The following is a 25,196-nucleotide window of genomic DNA, read 5'->3' as shown; positions in this document are numbered from 1 at the left end:
TGTTATTTTTAGTATCAACACTTTTATAGATTAAGGTCTGCCATTCTGCGAATCTCGCGGTCTCCCGGCAAGCCTGTGCATAAAACTCAGAATTTTCCAAACGAAGACTTTTGGACAATGGGAGTCCCACTCACTTTACAGGGAATAAGAGGAACTGATGCCGTCAAAAATTAACTGGATTGATAACCTGCGCGGAATAGCGTGTCTGATGGTGGTCATGATCCACACGACGACCTGGTATGTCACGAATGCCCACAGCATCAGCCCCGTTAACTGGGATATTGCCAATATCCTCAACTCCGCGTCGCGCGTCAGCGTGCCGCTGTTTTTTATGATTTCCGGCTTTCTCTTTTTTGGCGAGCGTAGCGCGCAGCCGAGGCACTTCATCCGCATCGCGGCCTGTCTGGGGTTCTACAGCGCCGTTGCCCTGCTCTATATCACCCTGTTTACCTCCATTAACGCCGGGTTATCCCTCAAATTTTTGCTGCAAAAACCGGTTTTCTACCACCTGTGGTTCTTCTTCGCCATCATCGTTATCTATCTGGTCTCTCCGCTCATTCAGGTGAAAAACGTCAGCGGGAAAATGCTTCTGGCCCTGATGGTGGTGATTGGCATCGTCGCCAACCCGAACACGGTTTCGCAGAAAATCGACGGTTTCGAATGGTTGCCGGTAAATCTCTATATCAACGGCGACACCTTCTACTACGTGCTTTACGGCATGCTGGGGCGCGCCATCGGGATGATGGATACGCAAAAGCGCGGTCTGAACTGGCTCTGCGGAGCGCTGTTTATCGCCGGCGTGGCGGTGATTTCACGCGGGACGCTACATGAGCTTCAGTGGCGCGGCAATTTTGCCGATACCTGGTATCTGTATTGCGGGCCGATGGTCTTTATCTGTGCCGTATCGCTGCTCACGCTCGTTAAAAACACCCTGAACGCGCGTCCCCTTCCCGTGCTGGGCTTTATCTCGCGGCACTCGCTGGGAATTTACGGTTTTCACGCGCTGGTGATCCACGCCCTGCGAACAAGGGGCGTTGAGCTCAAAAGCTGGCCGGTGCTGGATATCGTCTGGATTTTTGCCGCTACGCTGGTTATCAGCCTGCTGCTGTCGATGCTGCTGCAAAAAATCGACACGCGCCGCTTCGTCAGCTAACGCTGCGCTGCCGGGCGCGGTGGTACTGGCGCGGGGAGGAGAAGCCTGCCGCCAGCGAGGCCTGTTCCACGCCGCGCCCCTGCATCAACCACTGCTCCGCCACCGCCAGACGCAGCTGCTCCAGATAATCGCGGACGCTAATCCCTAAATGCGTCTGGAAAAGCCGGGTGAGATGGCGCGGGCTGACGTGCGCCAGTGCGGCGATATCAGGCAAGCTCCACGTTTTTTGCGGCTCGGCGGTGAGCGCATCCTGCGCCCGATGGATCGCCGGATGAAGATGGTTGCGGTAGCGCAGCCACGGTGAAAGCTGGGGATCGTCACCGGAACGGCGGAACCAGACCACCATCTCGCGCGCCACGGCCAGCGCCTTTTCGGGACCGCACAGGCGGTTAATCATATGCAGCGCCAGATCGATGCCCGACGTGATCCCCGCGCTGGTCCAGATATTCTCGTCCTGTACAAAGATGCGGTTTTCTTTAATCGTCGCCGTGGGAGCCACAGTGCGTAAACGACTGATAACGTCATGGTGGGTTGTGCACTGTTTGTTATTCAGCAGGCCCGATTTCGCCGCCAGCAGCGCACCAGAACAGACGCACATCACCGTGATATCCCGGCGCTGAATGACCGGCTGCAGGCGCATTAGCCAGTGCTGGATCTGCTGCGCCTGCGGCGTTGAGAACTGAACGCGGGAGTCACTCACCCCCGGCAGGACCAGCAGACTCCCCGGAGGCAGACTTTCCGGCAACGGCTGGATGCCGCCCATCGTCAGGCCTATCGACGTCGGCACGTCCGGTTGCGGCCCAATGTAATGCAGACGAAACGCGTCGCCAGCCAGCACAAAGGTCTCCGCCGGGCCTGACATATCCAGTGCCAGTACCCCGGGTAACATCACGAACCAGACGTCGATGCGCATTACAGTGACTCCAGCGTCTCCGCTACCGTTTTAATGTCGGCAAAACGCCCGGCCAGTACCGTCTCGGTACGGTGGCGAATTTCCGCTGCGCTCAGGGTAATGCCCCTGTACGTCATGGGAAACGTCAGCGTTGCCTCGCTCACAAACGTCACAGCATAACCCAGATCGGATGCTACCCGAGCGGTGGTTTCACAGCATTGTTCCGTGCGAATGCCGCAGATGATCAGCTGGTTGATATCACGCTCGCGCAGCCAGCGGTCAAGCCCGGTATCCGTGAAGGCATTATGGACGTGTTTCTGGAAAACCACATCCGGCTGATGACGCAAAAAGGCCATCGGTTTGACATAGCCGCTTTGCAGCGTGAAGGGGCCATCTTCATCCACATGAAAAATATCAACGACAGGAATACCGCGCGCCTGGCAGCCTTCAATCAGCCCCAGCATCGCCTGCTGAAAGGCAGGAATGTCGCCCTCCTGCCAGTAAGGGCGATGATGGAAGGACTGCTGAGTATCAATATTGATGAGTGCAATGCGTGACATGATAAATCTCCTCGCCAGTGGGTGTGTCACCATACTGGCAAGGAAAGAGAGGCACGCACAGACCAAAAAAGGACATCCTCGTGCCTCTGTCGGACAAGCGAGTTTATGACATCAGCGGCAGCAGCTGCTGATAGATTTTGCGGAACACCTCGCGCCTTTCTGCATAACGGGCATGTCCTGCCGCGTCAGGCACATGCGCCTGTTCAAGCGTAAGCTGCGGCAGCAGTTGCGAAAGCGGCTTTTCCGGGTTCATAGCGATCTGCGCCAGACGCGCGGCGCCGAGCGCGGGGCCAACATCCCCTCCCGTGCGGAAATCCAGCTGCAACCCGCTGATATCCGCCAGCATCTGTCGCCAGTAAGGGCTTCGCGCGCCGCCGCCAATCAGGGTGACGCTCGCCGGTTTCAGGCCGCAGTCGTGCACCACATCCATTCCGTCGGCCAGCGCATACCCCACACCTTCCAGAACCGCACGCGCCAGCTCTGCCGGGCCGTGCTGATGGGTTAGGCCAAAGAATACCCCTTTCGCTTCCGGGTTGTTGTGCGGCGTACGCTCGCCAGAAAGATAGGGTAAAAACCAGACGGTACTCGCCGCGTCATCCGCTTGCTGCGCTGCCGCAATGAGTGCCGGAACGTCCGCCATGCCGGTAAGCTTCGCCGCCCAGTCCAGGCAGGATGCCGCGCTCAGCATCACCGACATCAAATGCCATTTTCCCGGAAGCGCATGACAGAAACTGTGCACAGCGCTTTCGGGATTGCTGCGATAGCCGTCGCTGACGGCAAAATAGACCCCAGAGGTTCCCAGCGACAGCATCGCCTGCCCCGCCTCAACCATCCCGACACCCACGGCACCCGCCGCGTTATCACCGCCCCCGGCCACCACCGGTACGGCAGGCATATTCCAGCGTTCCGCAACGTCTGGCAGCAGCGTACCCGTCACCTCACAGCCTTCGAACAGCGCGGGCATATGTTCCCGGGTCAGATGGCAGGCATCCAGCATCGCCTCGCTCCAGTCGCGTTTCGCCACGTCGAGCCACATCGTGCCGGCGGCATCGGACATGTCGCTGGCGAAATCGCCTGTCATGCGAAAACGCAGATAGTCTTTTGGCAGCAGGACTTTCGCCACCTGACGGAAAATCTCCGGCTCGTGGCGCTGTACCCACAAAAGTTTTGGTGCGGTGAAACCCGGCATCATCAGGTTGCCCGTAATCTCGCGGGACGTGGGCACACGCGCTTCAAGGATTGCGCACTCTTCCGCACAGCGGCCATCGTTCCAGAGAATAGCCGGGCGCAGAACGCGATGCTGGCTATCCAGCAACGTTGCACCATGCATTTGTCCGGCAATGCCCAGCGCTTTCACGTCGCGCAGGCTGTGCTGCTCGCCTAAGGCTTTCATCGCGCGATCCGTCGCCTGCCACCACTGCTCCGGGTCTTGCTCCGACCACAGCGGATGCGGGCGTGAAACCTGCAGCTTTTCAGTCTGCGTTGCTAAAACGTCGCCCTGCTCGCTTAACAGGATGGCTTTCACACCCGATGTGCCAAGATCGATCCCGATATACATTGTGGTGACTCCTTTGACAGAAATGCCCGGTGGCGCTTCCGCTTACCGGGCCTGGATGCTGTTATTTATCGAACAGGTAGTGATTAACCAGGTTTTCCAGCAATTCCTGATGCCCGCTCTGGTGCTGCGGCGCCAGCTGCTGTTGTTCAGCGTACTTCGCGATGTCCGCAAGCGATAACTGACCCTTCAAAATTTGCTGGCCCAGCTCACTGTTCCAGCCGCTGTAGCGCTTCGCCACGCGCTTATCCAGCTCGCCGTCTTCAATCATACGCGCCGCCACTTTCAGCGCCAGCGCCATGGTGTCCATCGCGCCAATGTGGCCGTAGAACAGATCGTATTTGTCGGTGCTCTGGCGACGCACCTTGGCGTCAAAGTTAAGGCCGCCGGTGGTGAAACCGCCCGCTTTGACGATCTCGTACATCACCAGCGCATTCTCTTCCACGCTGTTCGGGAACTGGTCGGTATCCCAGCCCAGCTGCGGATCGCCGCGGTTCGCATCTACCGATCCGAAGATGCCCAGCGCAATCGCAGAGGCAATTTCGTGGTGGAATGAGTGGCCCGCCAGAGTAGCGTGGTTAGCCTCAATATTCACTTTGATCTCTTTTTCCAGACCAAACTGCTTCAGGAAGCCATACACGGTGGCGACATCATAGTCGTACTGATGCTTGGTTGGTTCCTGCGGTTTAGGCTCGATCAGCAGCGTGCCGCGGAAGCCGATTTTGTGCTTATGGTCGACAACCATCTGCATAAAGCGGCCAATCTGCTCGCGCTCCTGGCGCAGGTCGGTATTGAGCAGGGTTTCATAGCCTTCTCGGCCGCCCCACAGGACATAGTTTTCGCCGCCCAGCTGATGCGTAGCGTTCATTGCCGTCACCACCTGCGTAGCCGCCCAGCTAAACACTTCCGGATCCGGGTTGGTGGCCGCACCCGCACCGTAGCGTGGGTTGGTGAAGCAGTTTGCCGTACCCCAGAGCAGCTTCACGCCGCTTTGCTGCTGTTTTTCTGCCAGCACGTCCACCATCTGCGCAAAATTGTTCAGGTACTCTTTCAGCGACGCCCCTTCCGGCGATACGTCAACATCATGGAAGCAGTAGTACGGCACGTTCAGCTTGTGGAAGAACTCAAACGCCACGTCGGCTTTGCGTTTCGCCAGCTCGATGGCCTCACCCGGCTGTTGCCACGGACGGTCAAAGGAACCCACGCCGAACATATCGGCGCCGTTCCAGCAGAAGGTATGCCAGTAACAGGCGGCAAAGCGCAGATGATCTTCCATGCGCTTACCCAGCACCAGCTCATCCGGATTGTAGTGACGAAATGCTAAAGGATTGGTCGTTTTTGGGCCTTCGTAACGAACGCGATCGAGTTGGTCGAAATAAGCTTGCATATTGAGCTCCATAATCAGGGTATGCGGCGAGTCGTTGATTCAGGAGTAATAGTGAATAGACATTTTGGGTTGCTCAATTACGTTATTTCACACTGCTATTGAGAGAATGCACAACTGTGCGCTGGCTCGCAAAATAATGCGCAGACAAACTATTTTTCGGCGCACATTCCAGAATCAAATGTAATTAAGGCGTTACGAATTTTAAAATCCGATCGCGGTCATAAATTCAGAAATAAACCAAATATCGTAATGAGAAGATAAAAATCTGTAATTGCCAGCCCGCCTTTCCGCGTTAAAAATTTGCTGCGACCCAGCAGTGAATGTTTCTTTTATCTCAGCAACACATACCCCTACAAAAAGGCCTAATAATTATGAAGATAAAGAACCTGACCCTAACGCTCTGCACTACGCTCCTCCTTGTAAGCTTTGCAGGACATGCCAAGGAGGTCAAAATTGGTATGGCGATTGATGACCTGCGTCTGGAGCGCTGGCAAAAAGATCGCGATATTTTTGTGAAAAAAGCGGAATCACTCGGTGCGAATGTGTTTGTTCAGTCGGCTAACGGCAATGAAGAAACGCAAATGTCGCAGATCGAGAATATGATCAACCGGGGAGTCGATGTTCTGGTCATTATCCCTTATAACGGCCAGGTATTAAGTAACGTGGTGAAAGAGGCGAAGCAGGAAGGCATAAAAGTTCTCGCTTATGACCGCATGATTAATAACGCCGATATTGATTATTATATTTCCTTCGACAATGAAAAAGTGGGCGAATTACAGGCGCAAAGCCTGATCGACAAAGTGCCTCAAGGCAATTATTTCCTGATGGGCGGTTCGCCGGTGGATAACAACGCCAAACTGTTCCGCGAAGGGCAAATGAAGGTCCTTAAGCCGTACATCGACAGCGGCAAAATTAAGGTGGTCGGCGATCAGTGGGCCGACGGATGGTTACCAGAAAATGCCCTGAAGATTATGGAAAATGCGCTGACGGCCAATAACAACAAAATTGATGCTGTCGTGGCCTCCAACGATGCCACAGCAGGCGGGGCTATTCAGGCTCTGAGTGCCCAGGGACTGGCCGGTAAAGTCGCGATTTCTGGTCAGGATGCCGACCTGGCGGGCGTAAAACGCATTATCGCAGGTACTCAGACCATGACGGTCTACAAACCGATTACTGAGCTTGCCAATACGGCGGCGGAAATTGCCGTTGAGCTGGGCAACGGTAAGCAACCTAAAGCAGATGCAACGCTGAATAACGGCCTGAAAGACGTTCCGGCTCGCCTGCTCACGCCAATTGAAGTCAATAAAGAGAACATTGACGCCACCGTTATTAAAGACGGTTTCCACAAGAAGAGCGAACTGTAATCCGGCGCTGCCCCTGCTCTGCGGGGGCGCATCACGTTGTACTGTTCTTCCCTCGGGTTATGTGGAGCAGTTATGCCTTATTTACTTGAAATGAAAAGCATCACCAAGCGCTTCGGCGCGGTGAAAGCCGTCGACAACGTCAGTCTCCGGTTGAACCCCGGCGAAGTGGTTTCGCTGTGTGGCGAGAATGGTTCGGGCAAATCAACGCTGATGAAAGTCCTGTGTGGGATCTACCCGCACGGCAGTTACGAAGGCGAAATTGTCTTTGCTGGTGAAGTCATCCAGGCGACGCACATTCGCGACACCGAACGTAAAGGCATCGCCATCATCCACCAGGAGCTGGCGCTGGTGAAACATCTCACCGTGCTGGAGAACATCTTCCTCGGAGCCGAGATTTCTCGCCACGGCGTGCTGGATTACGACACCATGACGCTCCGCTGTGAAAAGCTGCTGGCGCAGGTGAGCCTCAACATTTCACCGGATACCCGCGTGGGCGATCTGGGCCTGGGGCAACAGCAACTGGTCGAAATTGCGAAGGCGCTGAATAAACAGGTCAGGCTGCTGATCCTCGATGAGCCAACGGCGTCGCTCACCGAACAGGAAACTGCGGTTCTGCTCAATATCATCCGCGATCTGCAAAACCACGGTATCGCCTGCATCTACATTTCGCACAAGCTGAACGAGGTAAAAGCCATTTCGGACACCATCTGCGTGATCCGCGACGGGCAACACATCGGCACGCGTGAAGCTGCGGGCATGAGTGAAGATGACATCATCACCATGATGGTGGGCCGCGAGCTGACCGCGCTCTACCCGGATGAGCCCCACACTACGGGCGGTGAAGTGCTGCGCGTGGAAAACCTGACCGCGTGGCACCCCGTTAACCGCCACATTAAGCGGGTCAATAACGTTTCGTTTTCCCTTCACAGCGGCGAAATTCTTGGGATTGCTGGGCTCGTCGGTGCCGGGCGCACCGAAGCCGTGCAGTGCCTGTTTGGCGTGTGGCCAGGGCGCTGGGAGGGCACGATATATATAGACGGCCAGCCCGTGAGAATCGACAACTGCCAGCAGGCGATTGCCCGCGGCATTGCCATGGTTCCGGAAGACCGCAAAAAAGACGGCATCGTACCGGTCATGGCGGTGGGTAAAAACATCACCCTTGCGGCACTCGATCGGTTCTCCGGCGCGCTGAGCAGCCTGGATGATGCCGCCGAGCAGCAGTGCATCCTTCAGTCACTTGCCCGGCTGAAGGTCAAAACCTCCTCGCCGGAACTGGCGATTGGCCGACTGAGCGGCGGTAACCAGCAGAAGGCGATTCTGGCGCGCTGTCTGCTCCTCAATCCACGCATATTAATCCTTGATGAGCCGACGCGCGGGATCGATATCGGTGCCAAATACGAAATCTACAAACTGATTAATCAGCTTGTACAGCAAGGGATTGCCGTCATTGTCATCTCGTCTGAGTTACCCGAAGTGCTCGGCCTGAGCGACCGCGTGCTGGTCATGCACGAGGGGAAACTGAAAGCCAACCTGATTAACCAGAACCTGACGCAGGAGCAGGTGATGGAAGCCGCTTTAAGGAGCGAACGTCATGTCGAAAAGCAATCCGTCTGATATCAAAGTCGCTGTTCCGACGCCCGGCGCGTTCGCGGGCCTAAAAGCGCTGAACCTGCAGGTTTTCGTGATGATCGCGGCGATTATCGTCATCATGCTGTTCTTCACGTGGATGACGGATGGCTCGTACTTAAGCGCGCGTAACGTCTCAAACCTGCTCCGCCAGACCGCCATCACCGGCATCCTGGCCGTGGGCATGGTGTTCGTGATCATCTCTGCGGAAATCGACCTGTCGGTCGGGTCGATGATGGGTCTTCTCGGCGGCGTGGCGGCCATTTTTGACGTCTGGCTCGGCTGGCCGCTGCCGCTGACCGTGGCGGTGACGCTGGTACTGGGGCTGGTTTTAGGGGCCTGGAACGGCTGGTGGGTTGCCTATCGGAAGGTGCCATCGTTCATCGTCACCCTTGCGGGAATGCTGGCCTTCCGCGGGATCCTGATCGGTATCACCAACGGCACGACCGTCTCCCCGACCAGCGCGACGATGTCGCAAATTGGCCAGAGTTACCTCTCGGACAGCATAGGCTTTACTATCGGCGTGGTGGGACTGCTGGCGTTTGTCGCGTGGCAGTGGCGTGGACGTATGCGCCGTCAGGCGCTGGGTCTTGCGTCGCCAGCGTCAACGTCCGTGGTAGGACGTCAGGCGCTGACGGCGGTCATTGTGCTGGGCGCCATCTGGCTTCTTAACGACTATCGCGGCGTTCCGACGCCGGTACTGCTGCTGGCGTTGTTACTGCTCGGCGGCATGTTTATGGCGACGCGCACCGCGTTTGGCCGTCGTATTTATGCCATCGGCGGCAACCTTGAAGCTGCTCGCCTGTCGGGTATTAACGTCGAACGTACCAAGCTGGCGGTTTTCGCCATTAACGGCCTGATGGTCGCTATCGCCGGGTTGATCCTCAGCTCGCGTCTGGGGGCAGGCTCTCCTTCCGCCGGTAACATCGCCGAGCTGGATGCTATCGCTGCCTGCGTCATCGGTGGCACCAGCCTCGCAGGTGGTATCGGTAGCGTGGCGGGCGCGGTCATGGGGGCATTTATCATGGCGTCGTTGGATAACGGGATGAGTATGATGGACGTCCCGACGTTTTGGCAGTATATCGTCAAGGGGGCCATTCTTTTACTGGCAGTCTGGATGGACTCTGCCACCAAGCGACGAGCCTGATAACCGCATTGTGACTTAACTGGGAAGCGAGCCATGTTTGAAAAGCGTCACCGCATTACGTTGTTATTCAATGCCAACAAAGCCTACGACCGTCAGGTGGTAGAAGGCGTGGGTGAATATTTGCAGGCGTCGCAATCCGAATGGGATATTTTTATTGAAGAAGATTTCCGCACCCGTCTGGAGAACATCAAAGACTGGCTGGGTGATGGCGTTATCGCCGACTATGACGATCCCATCATCGAGCAGCTGCTAACCGACGTCGACGTGCCGATTGTGGGCGTCGGCGGCTCGTATCATTCACCCGAACACTACCCGCCGGTCCACTACATCGCCACCGATAACCATGCCCTGGTCGAGGCCGCCTTTCTCCATTTAAAGGAGAAAGGCGTCCATCGCTTCGCGTTTTATGGTTTACCCGCCACCAGCGGCAAGCGCTGGGCCGTGGAGCGTGAACATGCGTTTTGCCAGCTGGTCGCGCAGGAGAAGTACCGTGGCGTGGTCTATCAGGGGCTGGAAACCGCACCGGAAAACTGGCAGCACGCGCAAAACCGCCTGGCGGACTGGCTGCAAACGCTGCCACCGCAAACCGGCATTATTGCCGTGACGGACGCCCGGGCCCGACACGTGCTGCAGGTCTGCGAACATTTGCATATCCCGGTGCCCGAAAAACTGTGCGTGATTGGCATTGATAACGAAGAACTGACCCGCTACCTGTCCCGCGTGGCGCTCTCCTCCGTAGCTCAGGGCACACGTCAGATGGGCTATCAGGCGGCAAAGCTGTTGCACCGTCTGCTGGATAAAGAGGCTCTGCCGCTTCAGCGCCTGCTGGTTCCCCCCGTCCGCGTCGTTGAGCGTCGCTCAACCGATTATCGCTCCCTAAGCGACCCGGCCGTCATTCAGGCCATGCACTATATCCGCAACCACGCCTGCAAAGGGATTAAGGTCGATCAGGTCCTGGACTCGGTGGGCATTTCCCGCTCGAATCTGGAGAAGCGATTCAAAGAAGAGGTGGGCGAAACCATTCATGCCGTCATTCATGCGGAGAAGCTGGAGAAGGCCCGCAGCCTGCTTGTCTCTACGTCACTGTCGATCAACGAAATCTCGCAGATGTGCGGCTATCCGTCGCTGCAGTATTTCTATTCGGTGTTTCGCAAAGAGTATGACACCACGCCGAAAGAGTACCGGGATCGCCACAGCGAGGTGCTGATATAGAAAAGGAAACGCCTTCCAGTGGAAGGCGTTTTTTGAGATTACATATGGGCGGCAATTAAGCGCTGGTTATCCTGGTACATAGCGAACAGATAGTTGTTATAGCTATTTCCCTTCGTCGAATACCCTTTTAGCTTGTGAATCATTGCGCTGGCCGTTACTTCCTGATCCGCTTTACGCAACTGAGCGCGTGATTTACGGAACGATGAGTAGGCCGGGTGCGTATTAAGATTTACCGCGTAAGCATTCACGGAATCTTTTACTGATTCAAACTGAGAATAGCCCTTCACTTTGCCGGGCGCATTATTACAACGCCCTTTCGCACATTTCATGCCGAACAGGTTGTTGTTATTACGCGCCAGCTTAGACGTTCCCCAGCCGCTTTCGGCTGCTGCCATGGTCGCTACCATGCTGCCTGGGATAATGTCCACACGCTCAAGGAGAGCATTCCACGGTACGCGACGCGTGTTACCGTTCCAGCTCAGTTTGTAGCGCTTCGTGATGTCTTTCAGACGCGCGCGTTCAGACGGCGACCATCGGCTATCGTACTGTTTTGAAATTAACCAGTTACGATCCGCCGTAATCGCGGCATTTTGACTTGTTATGTAAGGCATTACCGTCCGGAGAAACGCTTTTTTTCTTGGTGTTCCGGAAGGGTATTTTCGCAAATCAGGAAGTGAACTACTCTTTGCACTATTGCGAGAATACTCTTGTTTACTGCTAACCTTACTACTTGTCGTCTTTATTACGTGGGCTTTCTTACTCGTTGTATCCGTGTGCGTCTTCGCAAGCACCCCACCCGAAAATGTCGTGGTGAGTAACATGAGTATCGCGGCCCCATATCGTCGAATGGGAGTCGATATCATTAGGTCTCCTGGTCGGATGTAATCATCCCAACACCTTATTTTTTTCACAAATTTGAGAGCGGAATCTCAAATCATATCAAAAATAGACTTCAAGAGCACGTATAGAAATAGTCCAAATCCGAAACTATGTCACCTGAAACTTGCTCATAAAAACATCATTCCTGAAAAAATGTGTGCGATATCGCAGATAACTGTCTCATTTCGCGCGGGATCACTCATCCTCACAGATCCTCCCGACAGAAAGCGATGGGGGATGAGTTTTTAACCACAACCTGATGGCACACTGGTCAAAAATGCCGCGACAGGAAAATGGAATGAAACGCACCGCATTAGCTTTTCTGATGTTACCCGCTCTGGCACATGCCGACTGGTCATCGCCGGGGTTTAACACATTTCGCGCCGAAGGCACCGGTGTTTTCACCAGCCAGGCAAAGCTTACGAAGGGTACGCGTCCTCTGACGCTGGGTTTTGACAAGACGTGCTGGCAGCCTTCGGAGGCGATAAAACTCAATGAGATGCTGTCGCTCAAGCCCTGCGACGGGTCTCCGCCGCAGTGGCGCCTTTTCCGCGACGGTGAATACCAGATGCGGATTGATACCCGATCCGGCACGCCAACTCTGCTGCTAACAATTCAGAGCACCGCAGAACAGCCGGTTGCAAGCGTTATCCGCCAGTGCCCGAAGTGGGACGGTAAACCGCTGACGCTGGACGTCAGCCATACCTTCCCGGAAGGCACCGTGGTGCGTGATTTCTACAGCAAACAGACCGCGACGGTGCAGAACGGAAACATAACCCTGCAGCCAGCCGCCAGCAGTGGTGGCCTGCTGCTGCTTGAGCGCGCCGAAACCGACAAACCAGCGCCGTTTAGCTGGCAGAACGCCACCGTCTATTTTGTGCTAACCGACCGCTTTGTGAATGGCGACCCGGGCAACGACAACAGCTACGGTCGCCACAAAGACGGCATGCAGGAAATTGGCACCTTCCACGGTGGCGATCTCAAAGGGCTCGCCAGCAGGCTCGACTATTTACAGCAGCTGGGGGTGAACGCGCTCTGGATAAGTTCCCCGCTTGAGCAGATCCACGGCTGGGTAGGCGGTGGCACCAAAGGGGACTTCTCACACTACGCCTATCACGGCTACTACACCCAGGACTGGACGAAGCTCGATGCCAACATGGGCACCGAGGATGATCTGCGCCATCTTGTTGATGAAGCGCACAGGCGCGGCATTCGCATCCTGTTCGATATCGTCATGAACCACGCGGGCTACGCGACGCTTGCGGACATGCAGGAGTACCAGTTTGGCGCGCTGTATCTGCAGGGTGATGAGCTGAAAAAGACCCTGGGCGACCGCTGGACGGACTGGAAGCCGGGCGCGGGCCAAAGCTGGCATAGCTTCAACGATTACATCAACTTTAGCGACAAAGCCGCATGGGAAAAATGGTGGGGCAAGAAATGGATCCGCACCGACATTGGTGATTACGACAACCCCGGCTTCGACGATTTAACCATGTCGCTGGCGTTCCTACCGGATCTGAAAACGGAATCCACCGCCCCTTCCGGATTACCCAACTTTTATCAGCACAAGCCCGATACCCACGCGAAAGCCATCCCGGGATATACCCCGCGCGACTATCTCACCCACTGGCTCAGCCAGTGGGTGCGCGACTACGGCATTGACGGTTTCCGGGTGGATACCGCGAAGCACGTCGAGCTTGCGGCCTGGCAACAGTTAAAGGACCAGGCTAGTCAGGCGCTGGCCGCGTGGAAAGGGGCCAACCCGGACAAAAAGCTCGATAACGCACCGTTCTGGATGACCGGCGAGTCCTGGGGCCACGGAGTGATGCAAAGCGACTATTACCGCCACGGTTTCGACGCAATGATCAACTTTGATTATCAGGAGCAGGCGGCAAAAGCGGTGAATTGCCTGGCCGATATGGATCTCACCTGGCAGCAAATGGCGGAAAAGCTGCAAAGCTTCAACGTGCTGAGCTATCTCTCCTCCCATGATACACGCCTGTTCCGCGAAGGAGGCCAGCGCGCTGCGGAGCTGCTCCTGCTGGCACCGGGCAGCGTACAAATCTATTACGGTGATGAATCCGAGCGTCCGTTTGGCCCGACGGGGTCTGACCCGCTGCAGGGTACCCGCTCGGATATGAACTGGCAGGACGTGACGGGCAAGCAGGCCTTAACCGTCGCCCACTGGCAAACGCTGGGCCAGTTCCGCGCCCGCCATCCGGCGATCGGTGAAGGCAAGCAAACCACGCTTTCGCTGAAAGAGGCGTACGGCTTCGTACGCGAGCACAAGGACGATAAGGTGATGGTGGTATGGGCGGGTAATCAATAATTATCCCCCCCTCACCCTGGCCCTTTTCCCGCATGGGGAGTGAGTCGGGGGTGAGGGGTGAAACCCACCAGAACTATTCACTACACAAATCCCTCTCGGCCATACAAAACAACAAATCCGACCACATCTCCCGATTTGCACCAGCACAGTGCTAGCGTTATGGTTACCCACTTTCAAAATAAGCTCGATAGAACACCTGCTATGACGTTTTCACTTTTTGGCGACAAATTCACCCGCCATTCAGGCATTACTCGCCTGATGGAGGACCTCAACGACGGGCTGCGCACACCGGGCGCCATCATGCTCGGCGGCGGAAACCCGGCGCAAATTCCGGAGATGACAACCTATTTCCAGACGCTGCTCGCGCAGATGCTGGAAAACGGCAAAGCGACCGATGCGCTCTGCAATTACGACGGTCCGCAGGGTAAAACCGAGCTACTGACTCTCCTTGCCAAAATGCTGCGTGAAGAGCTGGGCTGGGATATCGAACCACAGAATATTGCACTAACAAACGGCAGCCAGAGCGCGTTTTTCTACTTGTTTAACCTCTTCGCAGGGCGTCGTGCCGACGGCACCACCAAAAAGGTGCTGTTCCCGCTGGCACCGGAGTATATCGGCTATGCTGATTCCGGCCTGGAAGAGGATCTGTTCGTCTCCGCGCGCCCGAACATCGAGCTGCTGCCGGAAGGCCAGTTCAAATATCACGTCGATTTTGAACACCTGCATATTGGTGAAGAGACGGGGATGATCTGCGTATCACGCCCGACGAACCCAACGGGCAACGTGATTACCGACGACGAACTGATGAAGCTGGATGTCCTGGCGAACCAGCACGGCATCCCGCTGGTGATCGACAATGCCTACGGCGTGCCGTTCCCGGGCATTATCTTCAGCGAAGCACGTCCGCTGTGGAACCCGAACATTGTCCTGTGCATGAGCCTCTCCAAGCTGGGTCTGCCGGGCAGCCGCTGCGGCATCATCATCGCCAACGAGAAAATCATCACCGCCATTACCAATATGAACGGCATTATCAGCCTTTCACCGGGCGGTATCGGCCCGGCGATGATGTGCGAAATGATCAAGCGCAACGACCTGCTGCGTCTGTCTAATGAAGTCATCAAACCGTTCTATTACCAGCGCGTTCAGGAGACGATTGCGACGCTTCGCCGCTACTTACCGGAAGAACGCTGCCTGATCCACAAACCTGAAGGAGCGATTTTCCTGTGGCTGTGGTTTAAGGATTTGCCGATCACTACAGAACTGCTCTATCAGCGACTGAAAAAGCGTGGCGTGCTGATGGTGCCGGGCGATTACTTCTTCCCGGGTCTGGATAAGCCGTGGCCGCACACGCACCAGTGCATGCGCATGAACTACGTGCCCGATCCGGCAAAAATCGAAGCGGGCGTCAAAATTCTCGCCGAAGAAATTGAAAAAGCGTGGCACGAAGGCAGCCAGTAACACGCTACCCCTCACGCACGTTAAAACCCAGCTCTTTTGATATCGCCTCTGCCGTTTCGCGCAGAGGCTTGAGCAGGTTTTTCTCGCCAACCTGCTTCATGCGGGACGTCGACAGCGAAATGGAGATCGCATACGGCACGCGACCATGAATATCAAACACCGGCACGGCGATACAGGAGACACCCAGCTCGTTCTCTTCTTTATCCATTGCCATGCTGCGATCGCGAATTTCCGCCAGCTCATCGTACATAGCACTCAGTTCAGTGATGGTATTGCGCGTCAGCGGTTGAATCTGTTCCTGATGGCTTTGCCAGTAACTGGCCACGTAATCCTGATGACCAAAGGCCATATAGATCTTGCCCATTGCAGAACAATAGAGCGGCATATGCTGTCCGATGTAAGCACGCGTACGCAGCATACCGGTTGTCGGCTCGAGCTTATAAATTAGGATCGCGTGGTCATCTTCCCGACTGGAAAAGTTCACCGTTTCGCCAGTGGCAATGTTCAGCGCCTCAAGATGCGGGGCCGCCACGTGAATAATGTTGAGCGATGAAAGCGCCTTTTGCCCGACAGCAATGAATTTAGTGGTCAGACGATAGCTGCCCGCCGCTGGCGCCGGGGTAACGTACCCGCACGACTGCAGTCCCTGGAGTAACCGGTGGACGGTGCTCTTATTCAAACCTGCCAGTTCCGATAAATGCGCAAGCGGACACCCGTTCGGGTAGTTGCTGAGGATCTCAATCAGCATCAGGCCGCGAAACAGGCTCTGGCTGCCCGCTGGCCTCTCTTTTTCCTGCGTTATTTCGCTCTCTTTCATGCTCATCAAATCGCTCCTTTTTATCGCGCTCCTGATGGTAGCGCAAAGTGTGGTTTAGTTCACGATCTCAACAGAAAAAACACAACCAGTTGATTTTAATGATTTTTGAAAAACGTGAATGTCGTTGATCTGACAAAAATTGATCGCTATATTTGAAATCAGATTTCGCATAGTGAAATTTAACGATAAAAAAGCGTTCGCACTTGCCCCTAAAAAACAGGAGAACAGGGATGAAAGTGACCTTCGAAGAGTTGAAAGCGGCGTTCAATCGGGTTCTGCTCGATCGCGGCATAAAAGTGGAGACTGCCGATGCCTGCGCAGAGATGTTTGCCCGCACCACCGAGTCCGGTGTCTACTCGCATGGCGTAAACCGCTTCCCGCGTTTTATTCAGCAACTGGATGCGGGTGACATCATCCCTGATGCCCAGCCACAACGGGTGACCTCATTGGGTGCCATCGAACAGTGGGATGCCCGACGCTCCATCGGCAACCTGACGGCGAAAAAGATGATGGATCGCGCCACCGAACTGGCATCCGACCACGGTATCGGCCTGGTGGCGCTGCGTAACGCCAACCACTGGATGCGCGGCGGCAGTTACGGCTGGCAGGCGGCTGAGAAAGGTTACATTGGAATTTGCTGGACCAACTCCATTGCAGTAATGCCTGCGTGGGGATCAAAAGAATGCTGCATCGGCACAAACCCACTGATTGTCGCTATCCCGTCGAATCCTATCACCATGGTCGACATGTCGATGTCGATGTTCTCCTACGGCATGCTGGAAGTGAACCGCCTGGCCGGGCGCGAGTTGCCTGTAGATGGCGGCTTTGACGACGAGGGCAATCTCACCCGGGAGCCTGGCGTGATTGAGAAAAACCGCCGTATTCTGCCGATGGGCTACTGGAAAGGTTCAGGCTTATCCATCGTGCTCGACATGATCGCTACCCTGCTCTCTAACGGCTCTTCCGTCGCAGAAGTGACCCAGGACAACAGCGACGAATATGGCGTATCGCAGATCTTTATCGCTATTGAAGTGGATCGCCTGATCGACGGGCCAACCCGCGATGCCAAACTGCAACGCATCATGGACTTCATCACTACCGCCGAACGCGCTGATGAGAATGTTGCCGTTCGTTTGCCGGGACATGAATTCACGCGTCTGCAGGAAGAGAACCGTCGCAACGGCATAGCCATTGACGACAGCGTATGGGCGAAAATCCAGTCTCTGTAAGGAGGGGATGATGATATTCGGACATATTTCGCAGCCCAATCCGTGTCGCCTGCCGCTGGCGATTGAAAAAGCGCTTCATTTTCTGCGCACCACGGATTTCACTACCCTGGAGCCAGGCGTGGTGGAAATTGAAGGCCGCACTATTTTTGCCCAGGTGCTCGACCTCACCACAAAGGATCAACACGAAAACCGTCCTGAAGTGCACCGCCGCTATCTGGATATTCAGTTTCTGGCCTGGGGTGAAGAGAAAATCGGTATCGCTATTGATACCGGCAATAACAAAATAAGCGAATCATTACTGGAACAGCGAGATATTATTTTTTATCACGACAGCGAAAATGAGTCGTTTATAGAAATGGTACCTGGCAGTTATGCCATATTTTTCCCGCAGGATGTTCATCGTCCTGCCTGTATTAAAAACAAGGAAACGGTAATTCGTAAAATTGTGGTGAAAGTGGCAATCAGCGAATTATTGTAATTTTCTGACGAATACAGGAACGCGAAATGACCAACACCGGTTTTATTATTGGTGCGTACCCCTGCGCACCCTCGTTTCACCAGAAAGGGGAACAAGAAGAACAATCCTTCTGGCGGGAACTTTCCGACACACCGTACATACGCGGGCTGGAACAACCTTGCCTGGAAAACCTTCATCCTTTCGGTGACGAGTGGCTGTTCCGTCATACGCCGGACGAGTGGCAAATCGTGGTCACGGCGGTGATGGAAACCATGCGCCGTCGTGGCACGAACGGCGCATTTGGTCTGGCATCAGCAGACGAAGAACAACGTAAAGCATGCGTTGAATTTTACCGGCATCTGCACCAGAAAATTGACGCTGTAAATGTGCGTTTTCCGGGAAAAGTCATAGCCCTGGAGATGCAGGCGGCGCCGCAGGCCGGGAATGCATCCGTCGAACAGGCCACCGAGGCATTCTCCCGCTCAATCCGCGAAATTGTGAGCTGGAACTGGTCCTGCGATCTGGTGCTGGAACACTGCGATGCCATGACCGGACCTGCACCGCGTAAAGGGTTTTTACCCTTAGAACAGGTGCTGGAGGTGGTAAACGGAACCGACATCAGCGTCTGCATCAACTGGGCACGGTCGGCCATTGAAGGCCGTAATTCCACCGTTCCGCTTGAACACGTTCAGGCCGCATGTAAAGCCGGAAAATTGGGCGCGCTGATGTTCTCTGGCACCACCACACGCGGTGAATATGGCGAGTGGCAGGATCTGCACGCGCCGTTTTCTTCGTTCTGTGCCGACAGTTTAATGACGACTGAACAGGCTACATCACTCTTTACTGCGGCGAGCGCCGCAACATTGAAATTCTCCGGTATTAAATTACTGGAAATAAATGCTAATGCTGATGTCAGCCATCGCATCGCCATTTTGCGTGACGGCATTAGCGCTATGAATAAAGCGACACAATAAAAATAAAAACATATTCCGATTACATTCACAGAGACATTAACTATGAATATTTCAACGAATGCTCTACATGCGGATATTCCGCGCCAGCGCTGGCTAAGAATCATTCCACCTATTCTTATCGCCTGCATTATTTCTTACATGGACCGCGTAAATATCGCCTTTGCGATGCCCGGAGGTATGGATGAAGAACTGGGTATTTCCGCCACCATGGCAGGCCTGGCAGGCGGGATCTTCTTTATCGGCTATCTGTTCCTGCAGGTTCCCGGCGGCAAGATTGCTGTTCATGGTAGCGGCAAGAAGTTTATCGGTTGGTCCCTGGTCGCCTGGGCAGTCATCTCAGTCCTGACCGGTATTGTCACTAACCAGTATCAGTTGCTGGTGCTGCGCTTCTTACTCGGCGTGGCGGAAGGCGGGATGCTGCCCGTTGTGCTAACGATGATAAGCAACTGGTTCCCGGATGCCGAACGTGGCCGCGCCAACGCGATTGTGATCATGTTCGTGCCGATTGCCGGGATCATCACCGCGCCACTTTCCGGCTGGATTATCACCGCGCTCGACTGGCGCTGGCTTTTTATCATTGAAGGTTTGATGTCCATAGTGGTGCTGGTGCTGTGGGCGTTCACCGTTTACGACCGTCCGCAGGAAGCACGCTGGATCTCAGAGGCCGAGAAAAACTATCTGGTGCAAACGCTGGCCGCTGAACAGCAGGCCATCGCCGGAAAAGAGGTGAAAAATGCCTCATTGAGCGCCGTACTTTCCGATAAAACCATGTGGCAATTAATCGCCCTGAACTTCTTCTACCAGACCGGGATTTACGGTTATACCCTTTGGCTACCCACCATCCTGAAAGAGCTGACGCACACCAGCATCGGCCAGGTCGGGGTGCTCGCCATTCTGCCTTACATCGGTGCCATTGCGGGGATGTTCCTGTTCTCTACGCTTTCTGACCGCACCGGCAAGCGCAAGCTGTTTGTCTCCCTGCCGCTGATTGGCTTCGCACTTTGCATGTTCCTCTCCGTGGTGCTGAAGGCAAACACCTGGCTGGCCTATGCCGCGTTGGTCGGCTGCGGATTCTTCCTGCAGTCCGCCGCTGGGGTGTTCTGGACGATTCCTGCACGTCTGTTTAGCGCCGAGATGGCAGGCGGTGCGCGCGGTGTGATCAATGCGCTTGGTAACCTCGGCGGATTCTGCGGCCCTTATGCGGTAGGCGTACTGATAACGCTGTACAGCAAAGATGCGGGAGTTTACTGCCTGGCGATTTCTCTGGCACTGGCGGCGCTGCTGGCACTGCTGTTACCAGCGAAATGTGATGCCGGAGCAGAACCCAATCCCACGGTGAATCCGCATAAACGTGCGGCCTGATGCCCTCACCCAACCCACTAAACCGAACCGTAGGCCGGGTAAGCGAAGCGCCACCCGGCGAATAAGTGAGATGAAGATGAGTGAAAAAGAGCCCTTCTGGCTGGGTATCGATTGTGGCGGTACTTATCTGAAAGCCGGATTATACAACCGCCAGGGAAAGGAAATGTGTATCGAACGTCGCTCAGTGGCCACGCTCAGCCCACGCGCAGGCTATGCGGAGCGGGATATGCACCAGCTCTGGCAGCACTGCCACGCTACCGTCGCCACGCTGCTCAAACATTCAGGCGTAGACGGAGAGCAGATCAAAGGCGTCGGCATTTCTGCTCAGGGCAAAGGACTGTTTCTACTCGATAAACAGGATCGGCCCCTGGGCAACGCCATGCTCTCTTCTGACCGCCGGGCGCTGGAGATTGTGCAACGCTGGCAGCAGGACGGCATTCCAGAAAAACTCTATCCGCATACGCGCCAGACGCTGTGGACCGGGCATCCGGCCTCGCTTCTGCGCTGGGTAAAAGAGAATGAGCCTCAGCGCTTCGAGAAAATTGGCTGCGTGATGATGGCGCACGATTATCTTCGCTGGTGCCTCACCGGCACCAAAGCCTGCGAAGAGAGCAACATTTCGGAGTCCAATCTCTACAATATGAATACCGGCCAGTACGACCCACAGCTCACACGCTGGCTCGGTATCAGCGAAATTGACGGCGCCCTGCCGCCGATTGTCGGTTCAGCAGAAATTTGCGGGGAAATCACCGCTCAGGCAGCCGCCCTGACCGGTCTCGCGGCGGGTACGCCCGTCGTTGGTGGACTGTTTGACGTGGTTTCCACCGCGATCTGCGCCGGGCTACACGACGAACACACGTTGAATGCCGTAATGGGCACCTGGGCCGTCACCAGCGGGATTGCGCATGGCATCCGCGACAGCGAGCCGTTCCCCTACGTCTATGGCCGCTACGTTCATCCGCAGCAGTACATCGTTCACGAAGCCAGCCCGACTTCCTCCGGCAATCTTGAGTGGCTCACCGCGCAGTGGGGCGATATGTCATTCGATGAAATCAACCATGCCGTCACCGGTCTGCCAAAAGCCGGAAGCGATCTGATTTTCCTGCCATTCCTCTACGGCAGCAACGCGGGCCTGGAGATGACCAGCGGTTTCTACGGCATGCAGGCGCTACACACCCGCGCGCACCTGCTGCAGGCGGTTTACGAAGGCGTGGTATTCAGCCACATGACCCATCTTAACCGCATGCTTGAGCGCTTTACCGAGGTGCAGGCACTGCGCGTCACGGGTGGCCCGGCCCATTCGGACGTGTGGATGCAGATGCTTGCGGACGTCAGCGGTCTGACAATTCAATTACCCCAGGTAGAAGAGACTGGCTGTTCCGGTGCCGCGCTGGCCGCACTGGTCGGTACAGGCATCTATCCCGATTTCCACACGGCGCAACGCGCCCTTAAACATGACATCCGGGTGATTGAACCCGACATGAACGCCCATGCGGCCTATCAACGCAAATATCACCGCTATCAGTTACTGATTTCAGCATTACAGGGCTATCACGCCCAGGTTAAGGAGCACGACCTATGAGCCGACCATTACTGCAGCTGGCGCTCGATCACACCTCACTTCAGGCCGCGCAGCGCGATGTTGCCCTGCTTGTGGATCACGTCGATATCGTCGAAGCCGGTACCCTTTTATGTCTGACCGAAGGACTAAGCGCCGTCCGCGCGCTGCGCAAACAGTGCCCGGAGAAAATTATCGTGGCGGACTGGAAAGTGGCCGATGCCGGGGAGACGCTGGCAGAACAGGCGTTTGGCGCGGGCGCGAACTGGATGACCATTATCTGCGCCGCTCCGCTGGCCACCGTTGAGCGAGGCCACGAGGTGGCACTGCGCTGCGGGGGAGAAATCCAGATAGAGCTCTTTGGTAACTGGACGCTGGACGACGCGCGCGCATGGCAACGTATCGGCGTAAAACAGGCGATATACCACCGGGGAAGAGACGCGCAGGCCAGCGGTCAGCAGTGGGGCGAGGCGGATCTCGCCAGAATGAAAGCCCTCTCAGATATCGGTTTACAGCTTTCGATTACCGGCGGCATCACGCCTGCCGATCTCCCCCTGTTTAAGCAAATCAACGTCAAAGCGTTTATCGCCGGGCGCGCGCTGGCGGGCGCGGATAATCCGCCACAGGTGGCACAGGCATTCCATTCGCAAATCCGCGATATCTGGGGAGCGTAACCATGCGTCAGCATCCGTTAGGTATTTATGAAAAAGCGCTGCCGAAAGATCTCTCCTGGCCGGAACGCCTGGTCCTGGCGAAGAGCTGCGGATTCGATTTCGTTGAGATGTCGGTTGATGAAACCGACGAGCGTTTATCGCGCCTTGAGTGGAGTACCACGCAGCGCGCCTCTCTGGTTGAAGCGATGCTGGAAACCGGGGTGTCTATCCCTTCTATGTGCTTGTCTGCCCACCGTCGCTTCCCGTTCGGCAGCCGCGACGAAACGGTGCGCCAGCGCGCCCGTGAGATCATGACCAAAGCCATCAGGCTGGCACGCGACTTAGGTATTCGCACCATTCAGCTTGCGGGTTATGACGTCTATTACGAAGAGCACGATGAAGGTACTCAACAACGTTTTGCCGAAGGACTGGCATGGGCCGTCGAGCAGGCCGCCGCCGCACAGGTGATGCTGGCGGTCGAGATCATGGATACCGCATTTATGAATTCCATCAGCAAGTGGAAAAAGTGGGACAGCATGCTCGCCTCGCCGTGGTTCAGCGTTTACCCGGACGTTGGCAACCTGAGCGCGTGGGGTAACGACGTTACCGCCGAACTGACGCTGGGCATTGACCGCATTGCGGCTATTCACCTGAAAGATACCCAACCCGTTACCGCGCAAAGCCCCGGACAGTTCCGCGATGTATCGTTTGGCGATGGCTGCGTCGATTTTGTCGGCGTGTTTAACACGTTGAATAAGCTGAACTATCGCGGCGCGTTTCTGATTGAAATGTGGACCGAAAAAGCCAAAGAGCCGGTGCTGGAGATTATCCAGGCACGCCGCTGGATTGAAGCCCGTATGCAGGAAGGAGGCATGACATGTTAGAACAACTCAAAACCGAGGTACTGGCGGCAAACCTGGCGCTGCCAGCCCACCAGCTGGTGACCTTTACCTGGGGCAACGTCAGCGCAATAGATCGCGAAAGCGGCATGATGGTCATCAAGCCGTCCGGCGTGGAGTACGACGTGATGACGGCAGAGGATATGGTGGTGGTGAACATTGCCACCGGCCTGGTGGTCGAAGGCAGTAAAAAACCCTCCTCTGACACACCAACCCATCTGGCACTGTATCGCCGTTATCCGGAGATTGGCGGCATCGTACATACCCATTCCCGCCACGCCACCATCTGGTCGCAGGCGGGACAGGATTTACCCGCCTGGGGCACGACGCACGCAGACTATTTCTACGGAGCGATCCCCTGCACGCGGCTGATGACCACGGCAGAAATTGCCGGGGAATACGAATACCAGACGGGCGAAGTGATCATTAAAACCTTCGAGGAGCGCGATCTCAGCCCAATGCAGGTCCCGGCGGTACTGGTTCACTCCCACGGCCCGTTCGCCTGGGGCAAAGACGCTGCCGATGCGGTCCACAATGCCGTCGTGCTGGAAGAGTGCGCCTATATGGGCCTGTTCTCACGCCAGCTCGCACCACAGTTACCGGCTATGCAGCAGGCGCTGCTGGACAAGCATTATCTGCGCAAGCACGGGGCGAACGCCTATTACGGGCAGTAATCAACCGGAATTAATATGCTCCTTACAGTACCGCCGTTTCCAGACGGCGGGGGTTAACCCGGTATGCTTCGAGAATATCTGCCGGAAATATCCCACGTCGTTAAAGCCGCAGCGCGCTGCGACCTCGGTTAATGACGCAGCGTCGTTGAGCAGGAGTTTTTCCGCCGCCCTGACGCGCTGGCGATGTATCGCCTCCGTCAGGGTTAAATGGAAAGTCCGGCGAAAGACGCGCCCGAGATAATCTGCATTACAGTGCAACGCTTTTGCCAGCTGCGAGGTGGATATCGGTAAATGAAACTGCGTGCGAATAAGTTGTTTTGCCTTCCATGCCATCGCCGCGCCGGCCTGATCTGCGCTGTCTTCATATCCTGAAGAGTTCGACACCTGCTGTAAAATCAATAATAAAATCATCTCCAGCGCCAGGCTACGCCGTAATTTCTCCTGCTCGCTGAGGAATTGACGAAAGAGCGCAATCACATATTCCGCATCCCTTACGCGGCAGTGTTGTTCTATTGCCAGAGGAGCAGCGTTGGGTAACGTTGGATCTTGCGGCTCCACCTCAAAATGCAGCCAGTAAAAGCGCAGGTCCGCCGGGAAATCCTCCACGCCCACATGCCGACGCTGCGGCCAGAGCAACAAACTCTCTCCCGCATTGACATCAAAAACATGATTTTCTTCCTGGATCGTTAAAGTCCCTTTTTCGACAAAAATAATCTCCCACGATGTTAATTTTCGCGCAGGGTGGCGGCCCACTCCGCGGGAGATAAATAGCCCGCCATTTTGAACCTTAACCGGAAGCGCTATGGATAATTCGAGCATGGATATTCACCATTCCGCTTTTATTGTCGTTAATATTCGACTTACCCGTTGATTATTAATCAATATTAAAATATCTGTCCGATCGGAATCACATTTTTATCATCAGGTCGGAATCGTCACCTTTTTATACTTTTCCCTTCCCTTGTTGGCCTTCCCGTTCGATGCAGAATAAAGAGGTACCCAGCATAAATA

General features: G+C 55.5%; 22 protein-coding genes. 15 read left to right on the top strand and 7 right to left on the bottom strand.

Annotated elements, in window-relative coordinates:
• The first annotated feature begins 157 nt into the window (after positions 1–157).
• Entirely contained in the window at positions 158–1,153 is a 996-nt protein-coding gene (locus IM314_RS15820; RefSeq protein ID WP_060572019.1) for an acyltransferase, read from the top strand.
• On the opposite strand, the gene IM314_RS15815 is transcribed toward IM314_RS15820, so the two are convergent.
• The 4 genes from IM314_RS15815 to xylA all read right to left on the bottom strand — a co-directional run bounded on the left by IM314_RS15815 (position 1,146) and on the right by xylA (position 5,547).
• Complete coding sequence (locus IM314_RS15815) at positions 1,146–2,066, bottom strand: GlxA family transcriptional regulator (RefSeq protein WP_045260023.1); 921 nt, start codon at positions 2,064–2,066, stop codon at positions 1,146–1,148. The two genes, IM314_RS15820 and IM314_RS15815, sit on opposite strands and share 8 nt — an antisense overlap.
• A complete protein-coding gene (locus IM314_RS15810; RefSeq protein WP_045630278.1) occupies positions 2,066–2,605 on the bottom strand; it encodes an isochorismatase family protein in 540 nt (179 codons plus the stop codon). Before IM314_RS15810 ends, IM314_RS15815 begins: the two co-directional genes overlap by 1 nt.
• A gap of 103 nt (positions 2,606–2,708) precedes the next feature.
• Positions 2,709–4,163: a xylulokinase gene (gene xylB, locus IM314_RS15805; protein ID WP_193359163.1), complete on the bottom strand. Its 1,455-nt coding sequence runs from the start codon at positions 4,161–4,163 to the stop codon at positions 2,709–2,711.
• A 61-nt stretch (positions 4,164–4,224) separates the two neighbouring features.
• A complete protein-coding gene (gene xylA, locus IM314_RS15800) occupies positions 4,225–5,547 on the bottom strand; it encodes a xylose isomerase (protein ID WP_088204493.1) in 1,323 nt (440 codons plus the stop codon).
• A gap of 371 nt (positions 5,548–5,918) precedes the next feature.
• Here xylA and xylF point away from each other — a divergent pair, with 371 nt between their 5' ends.
• The 4 genes from xylF to xylR all read left to right on the top strand — a co-directional run bounded on the left by xylF (position 5,919) and on the right by xylR (position 10,896).
• The gene (xylF, locus tag IM314_RS15795; RefSeq protein ID WP_041911619.1) at positions 5,919–6,911 is read left to right on the top strand and encodes a D-xylose ABC transporter substrate-binding protein; all 993 of its coding nucleotides are present in this window, start codon (positions 5,919–5,921) and stop codon (positions 6,909–6,911) included.
• Between the two features lie 72 nt (positions 6,912–6,983).
• Positions 6,984–8,525 carry a xylose ABC transporter ATP-binding protein gene (locus IM314_RS15790; protein ID WP_193359164.1) on the top strand — a complete coding sequence of 514 codons (1,542 nt, stop codon included), beginning with the start codon at positions 6,984–6,986 and terminating at the stop codon, positions 8,523–8,525.
• The gene (gene xylH / locus IM314_RS15785) at positions 8,503–9,684 is read left to right on the top strand and encodes a xylose ABC transporter permease XylH (protein WP_193359165.1); all 1,182 of its coding nucleotides are present in this window, start codon (positions 8,503–8,505) and stop codon (positions 9,682–9,684) included. The genes IM314_RS15790 and xylH overlap by 23 nt, the downstream gene beginning before the upstream one ends.
• A gap of 33 nt (positions 9,685–9,717) precedes the next feature.
• Positions 9,718–10,896, top strand: a complete 1,179-nt coding sequence (gene xylR / locus IM314_RS15780) for a D-xylose utilization transcriptional activator XylR (protein WP_041911622.1) — start codon at positions 9,718–9,720, stop codon at positions 10,894–10,896.
• Positions 10,897–10,934: 38 nt separating this feature from the next.
• Here the strand turns inward: xylR and IM314_RS15775 are convergent, their stop codons facing one another.
• Entirely contained in the window at positions 10,935–11,759 is an 825-nt protein-coding gene (locus IM314_RS15775) for a protein bax (protein WP_045630274.1), read from the bottom strand.
• 314 nt (positions 11,760–12,073) lie between these two features.
• On the opposite strand from IM314_RS15775, the gene IM314_RS15770 reads away from it, so the two are divergent.
• Both IM314_RS15770 and avtA read left to right on the top strand, forming a co-directional pair.
• Complete coding sequence (locus IM314_RS15770) at positions 12,074–14,104, top strand: alpha-amylase (RefSeq protein WP_193359166.1); 2,031 nt, start codon at positions 12,074–12,076, stop codon at positions 14,102–14,104.
• 201 nt (positions 14,105–14,305) lie between these two features.
• Positions 14,306–15,562, top strand: a complete 1,257-nt coding sequence (gene avtA / locus IM314_RS15765; RefSeq protein WP_045260029.1) for a valine--pyruvate transaminase — start codon at positions 14,306–14,308, stop codon at positions 15,560–15,562.
• 4 nt (positions 15,563–15,566) lie between these two features.
• Here avtA and yiaJ read toward each other — a convergent pair whose 3' ends face one another.
• Positions 15,567–16,385, bottom strand: a complete 819-nt coding sequence (yiaJ, locus tag IM314_RS15760; protein WP_041911625.1) for an IclR family transcriptional regulator YiaJ — start codon at positions 16,383–16,385, stop codon at positions 15,567–15,569.
• A 224-nt stretch (positions 16,386–16,609) separates the two neighbouring features.
• On the opposite strand from yiaJ, the gene yiaK reads away from it, so the two are divergent.
• From yiaK to araD, 8 genes are all read left to right on the top strand, one after another.
• Entirely contained in the window at positions 16,610–17,608 is a 999-nt protein-coding gene (yiaK, locus tag IM314_RS15755; RefSeq protein ID WP_193359167.1) for a 3-dehydro-L-gulonate 2-dehydrogenase, read from the top strand.
• Between the two features lie 10 nt (positions 17,609–17,618).
• Positions 17,619–18,086, top strand: coding sequence for a YhcH/YjgK/YiaL family protein (locus IM314_RS15750; protein ID WP_041911627.1), 468 nt, complete (start codon positions 17,619–17,621; stop codon positions 18,084–18,086).
• 26 nt (positions 18,087–18,112) lie between these two features.
• Positions 18,113–19,039, top strand: coding sequence for a DUF4862 family protein (locus tag IM314_RS15745; protein ID WP_045260032.1), 927 nt, complete (start codon positions 18,113–18,115; stop codon positions 19,037–19,039).
• A gap of 42 nt (positions 19,040–19,081) precedes the next feature.
• Entirely contained in the window at positions 19,082–20,401 is a 1,320-nt protein-coding gene (locus IM314_RS15740; protein WP_193359168.1) for an MFS transporter, read from the top strand.
• Between the two features lie 76 nt (positions 20,402–20,477).
• Complete coding sequence (locus tag IM314_RS15735) at positions 20,478–21,983, top strand: FGGY-family carbohydrate kinase (RefSeq protein WP_193359169.1); 1,506 nt, start codon at positions 20,478–20,480, stop codon at positions 21,981–21,983.
• Positions 21,980–22,633 (top strand): 3-keto-L-gulonate-6-phosphate decarboxylase UlaD, encoded by a 654-nt coding sequence (gene ulaD, locus IM314_RS15730; RefSeq protein ID WP_063437280.1) that lies wholly within the window; start codon positions 21,980–21,982, stop codon positions 22,631–22,633. The genes IM314_RS15735 and ulaD overlap by 4 nt, the downstream gene beginning before the upstream one ends.
• 2 nt (positions 22,634–22,635) lie before the next feature.
• Positions 22,636–23,496, top strand: coding sequence for an L-ribulose-5-phosphate 3-epimerase (locus IM314_RS15725; protein WP_060572011.1), 861 nt, complete (start codon positions 22,636–22,638; stop codon positions 23,494–23,496).
• Positions 23,490–24,185, top strand: coding sequence for an L-ribulose-5-phosphate 4-epimerase (gene araD / locus IM314_RS15720; RefSeq protein ID WP_041911632.1), 696 nt, complete (start codon positions 23,490–23,492; stop codon positions 24,183–24,185). Before IM314_RS15725 ends, araD begins: the two co-directional genes overlap by 7 nt.
• Here the strand turns inward: araD and IM314_RS15715 are convergent, their stop codons facing one another.
• Positions 24,186–25,004, bottom strand: a complete 819-nt coding sequence (locus tag IM314_RS15715; RefSeq protein ID WP_045260037.1) for an AraC family transcriptional regulator — start codon at positions 25,002–25,004, stop codon at positions 24,186–24,188.
• Between the last annotated feature and the right edge of the window lie 192 nt (positions 25,005–25,196).

The sequence above is a fragment of the Enterobacter cloacae complex sp. P42RS genome (genome assembly GCF_014930595.1).
In the GTDB taxonomy this organism is placed as follows: Bacteria; Pseudomonadota; Gammaproteobacteria; order Enterobacterales; family Enterobacteriaceae; genus Enterobacter; species Enterobacter bugandensis.
The sequence above is the reverse complement of the archived record's forward strand: the minus strand, read 5'-3'. Positions and strand labels throughout refer to the sequence as shown.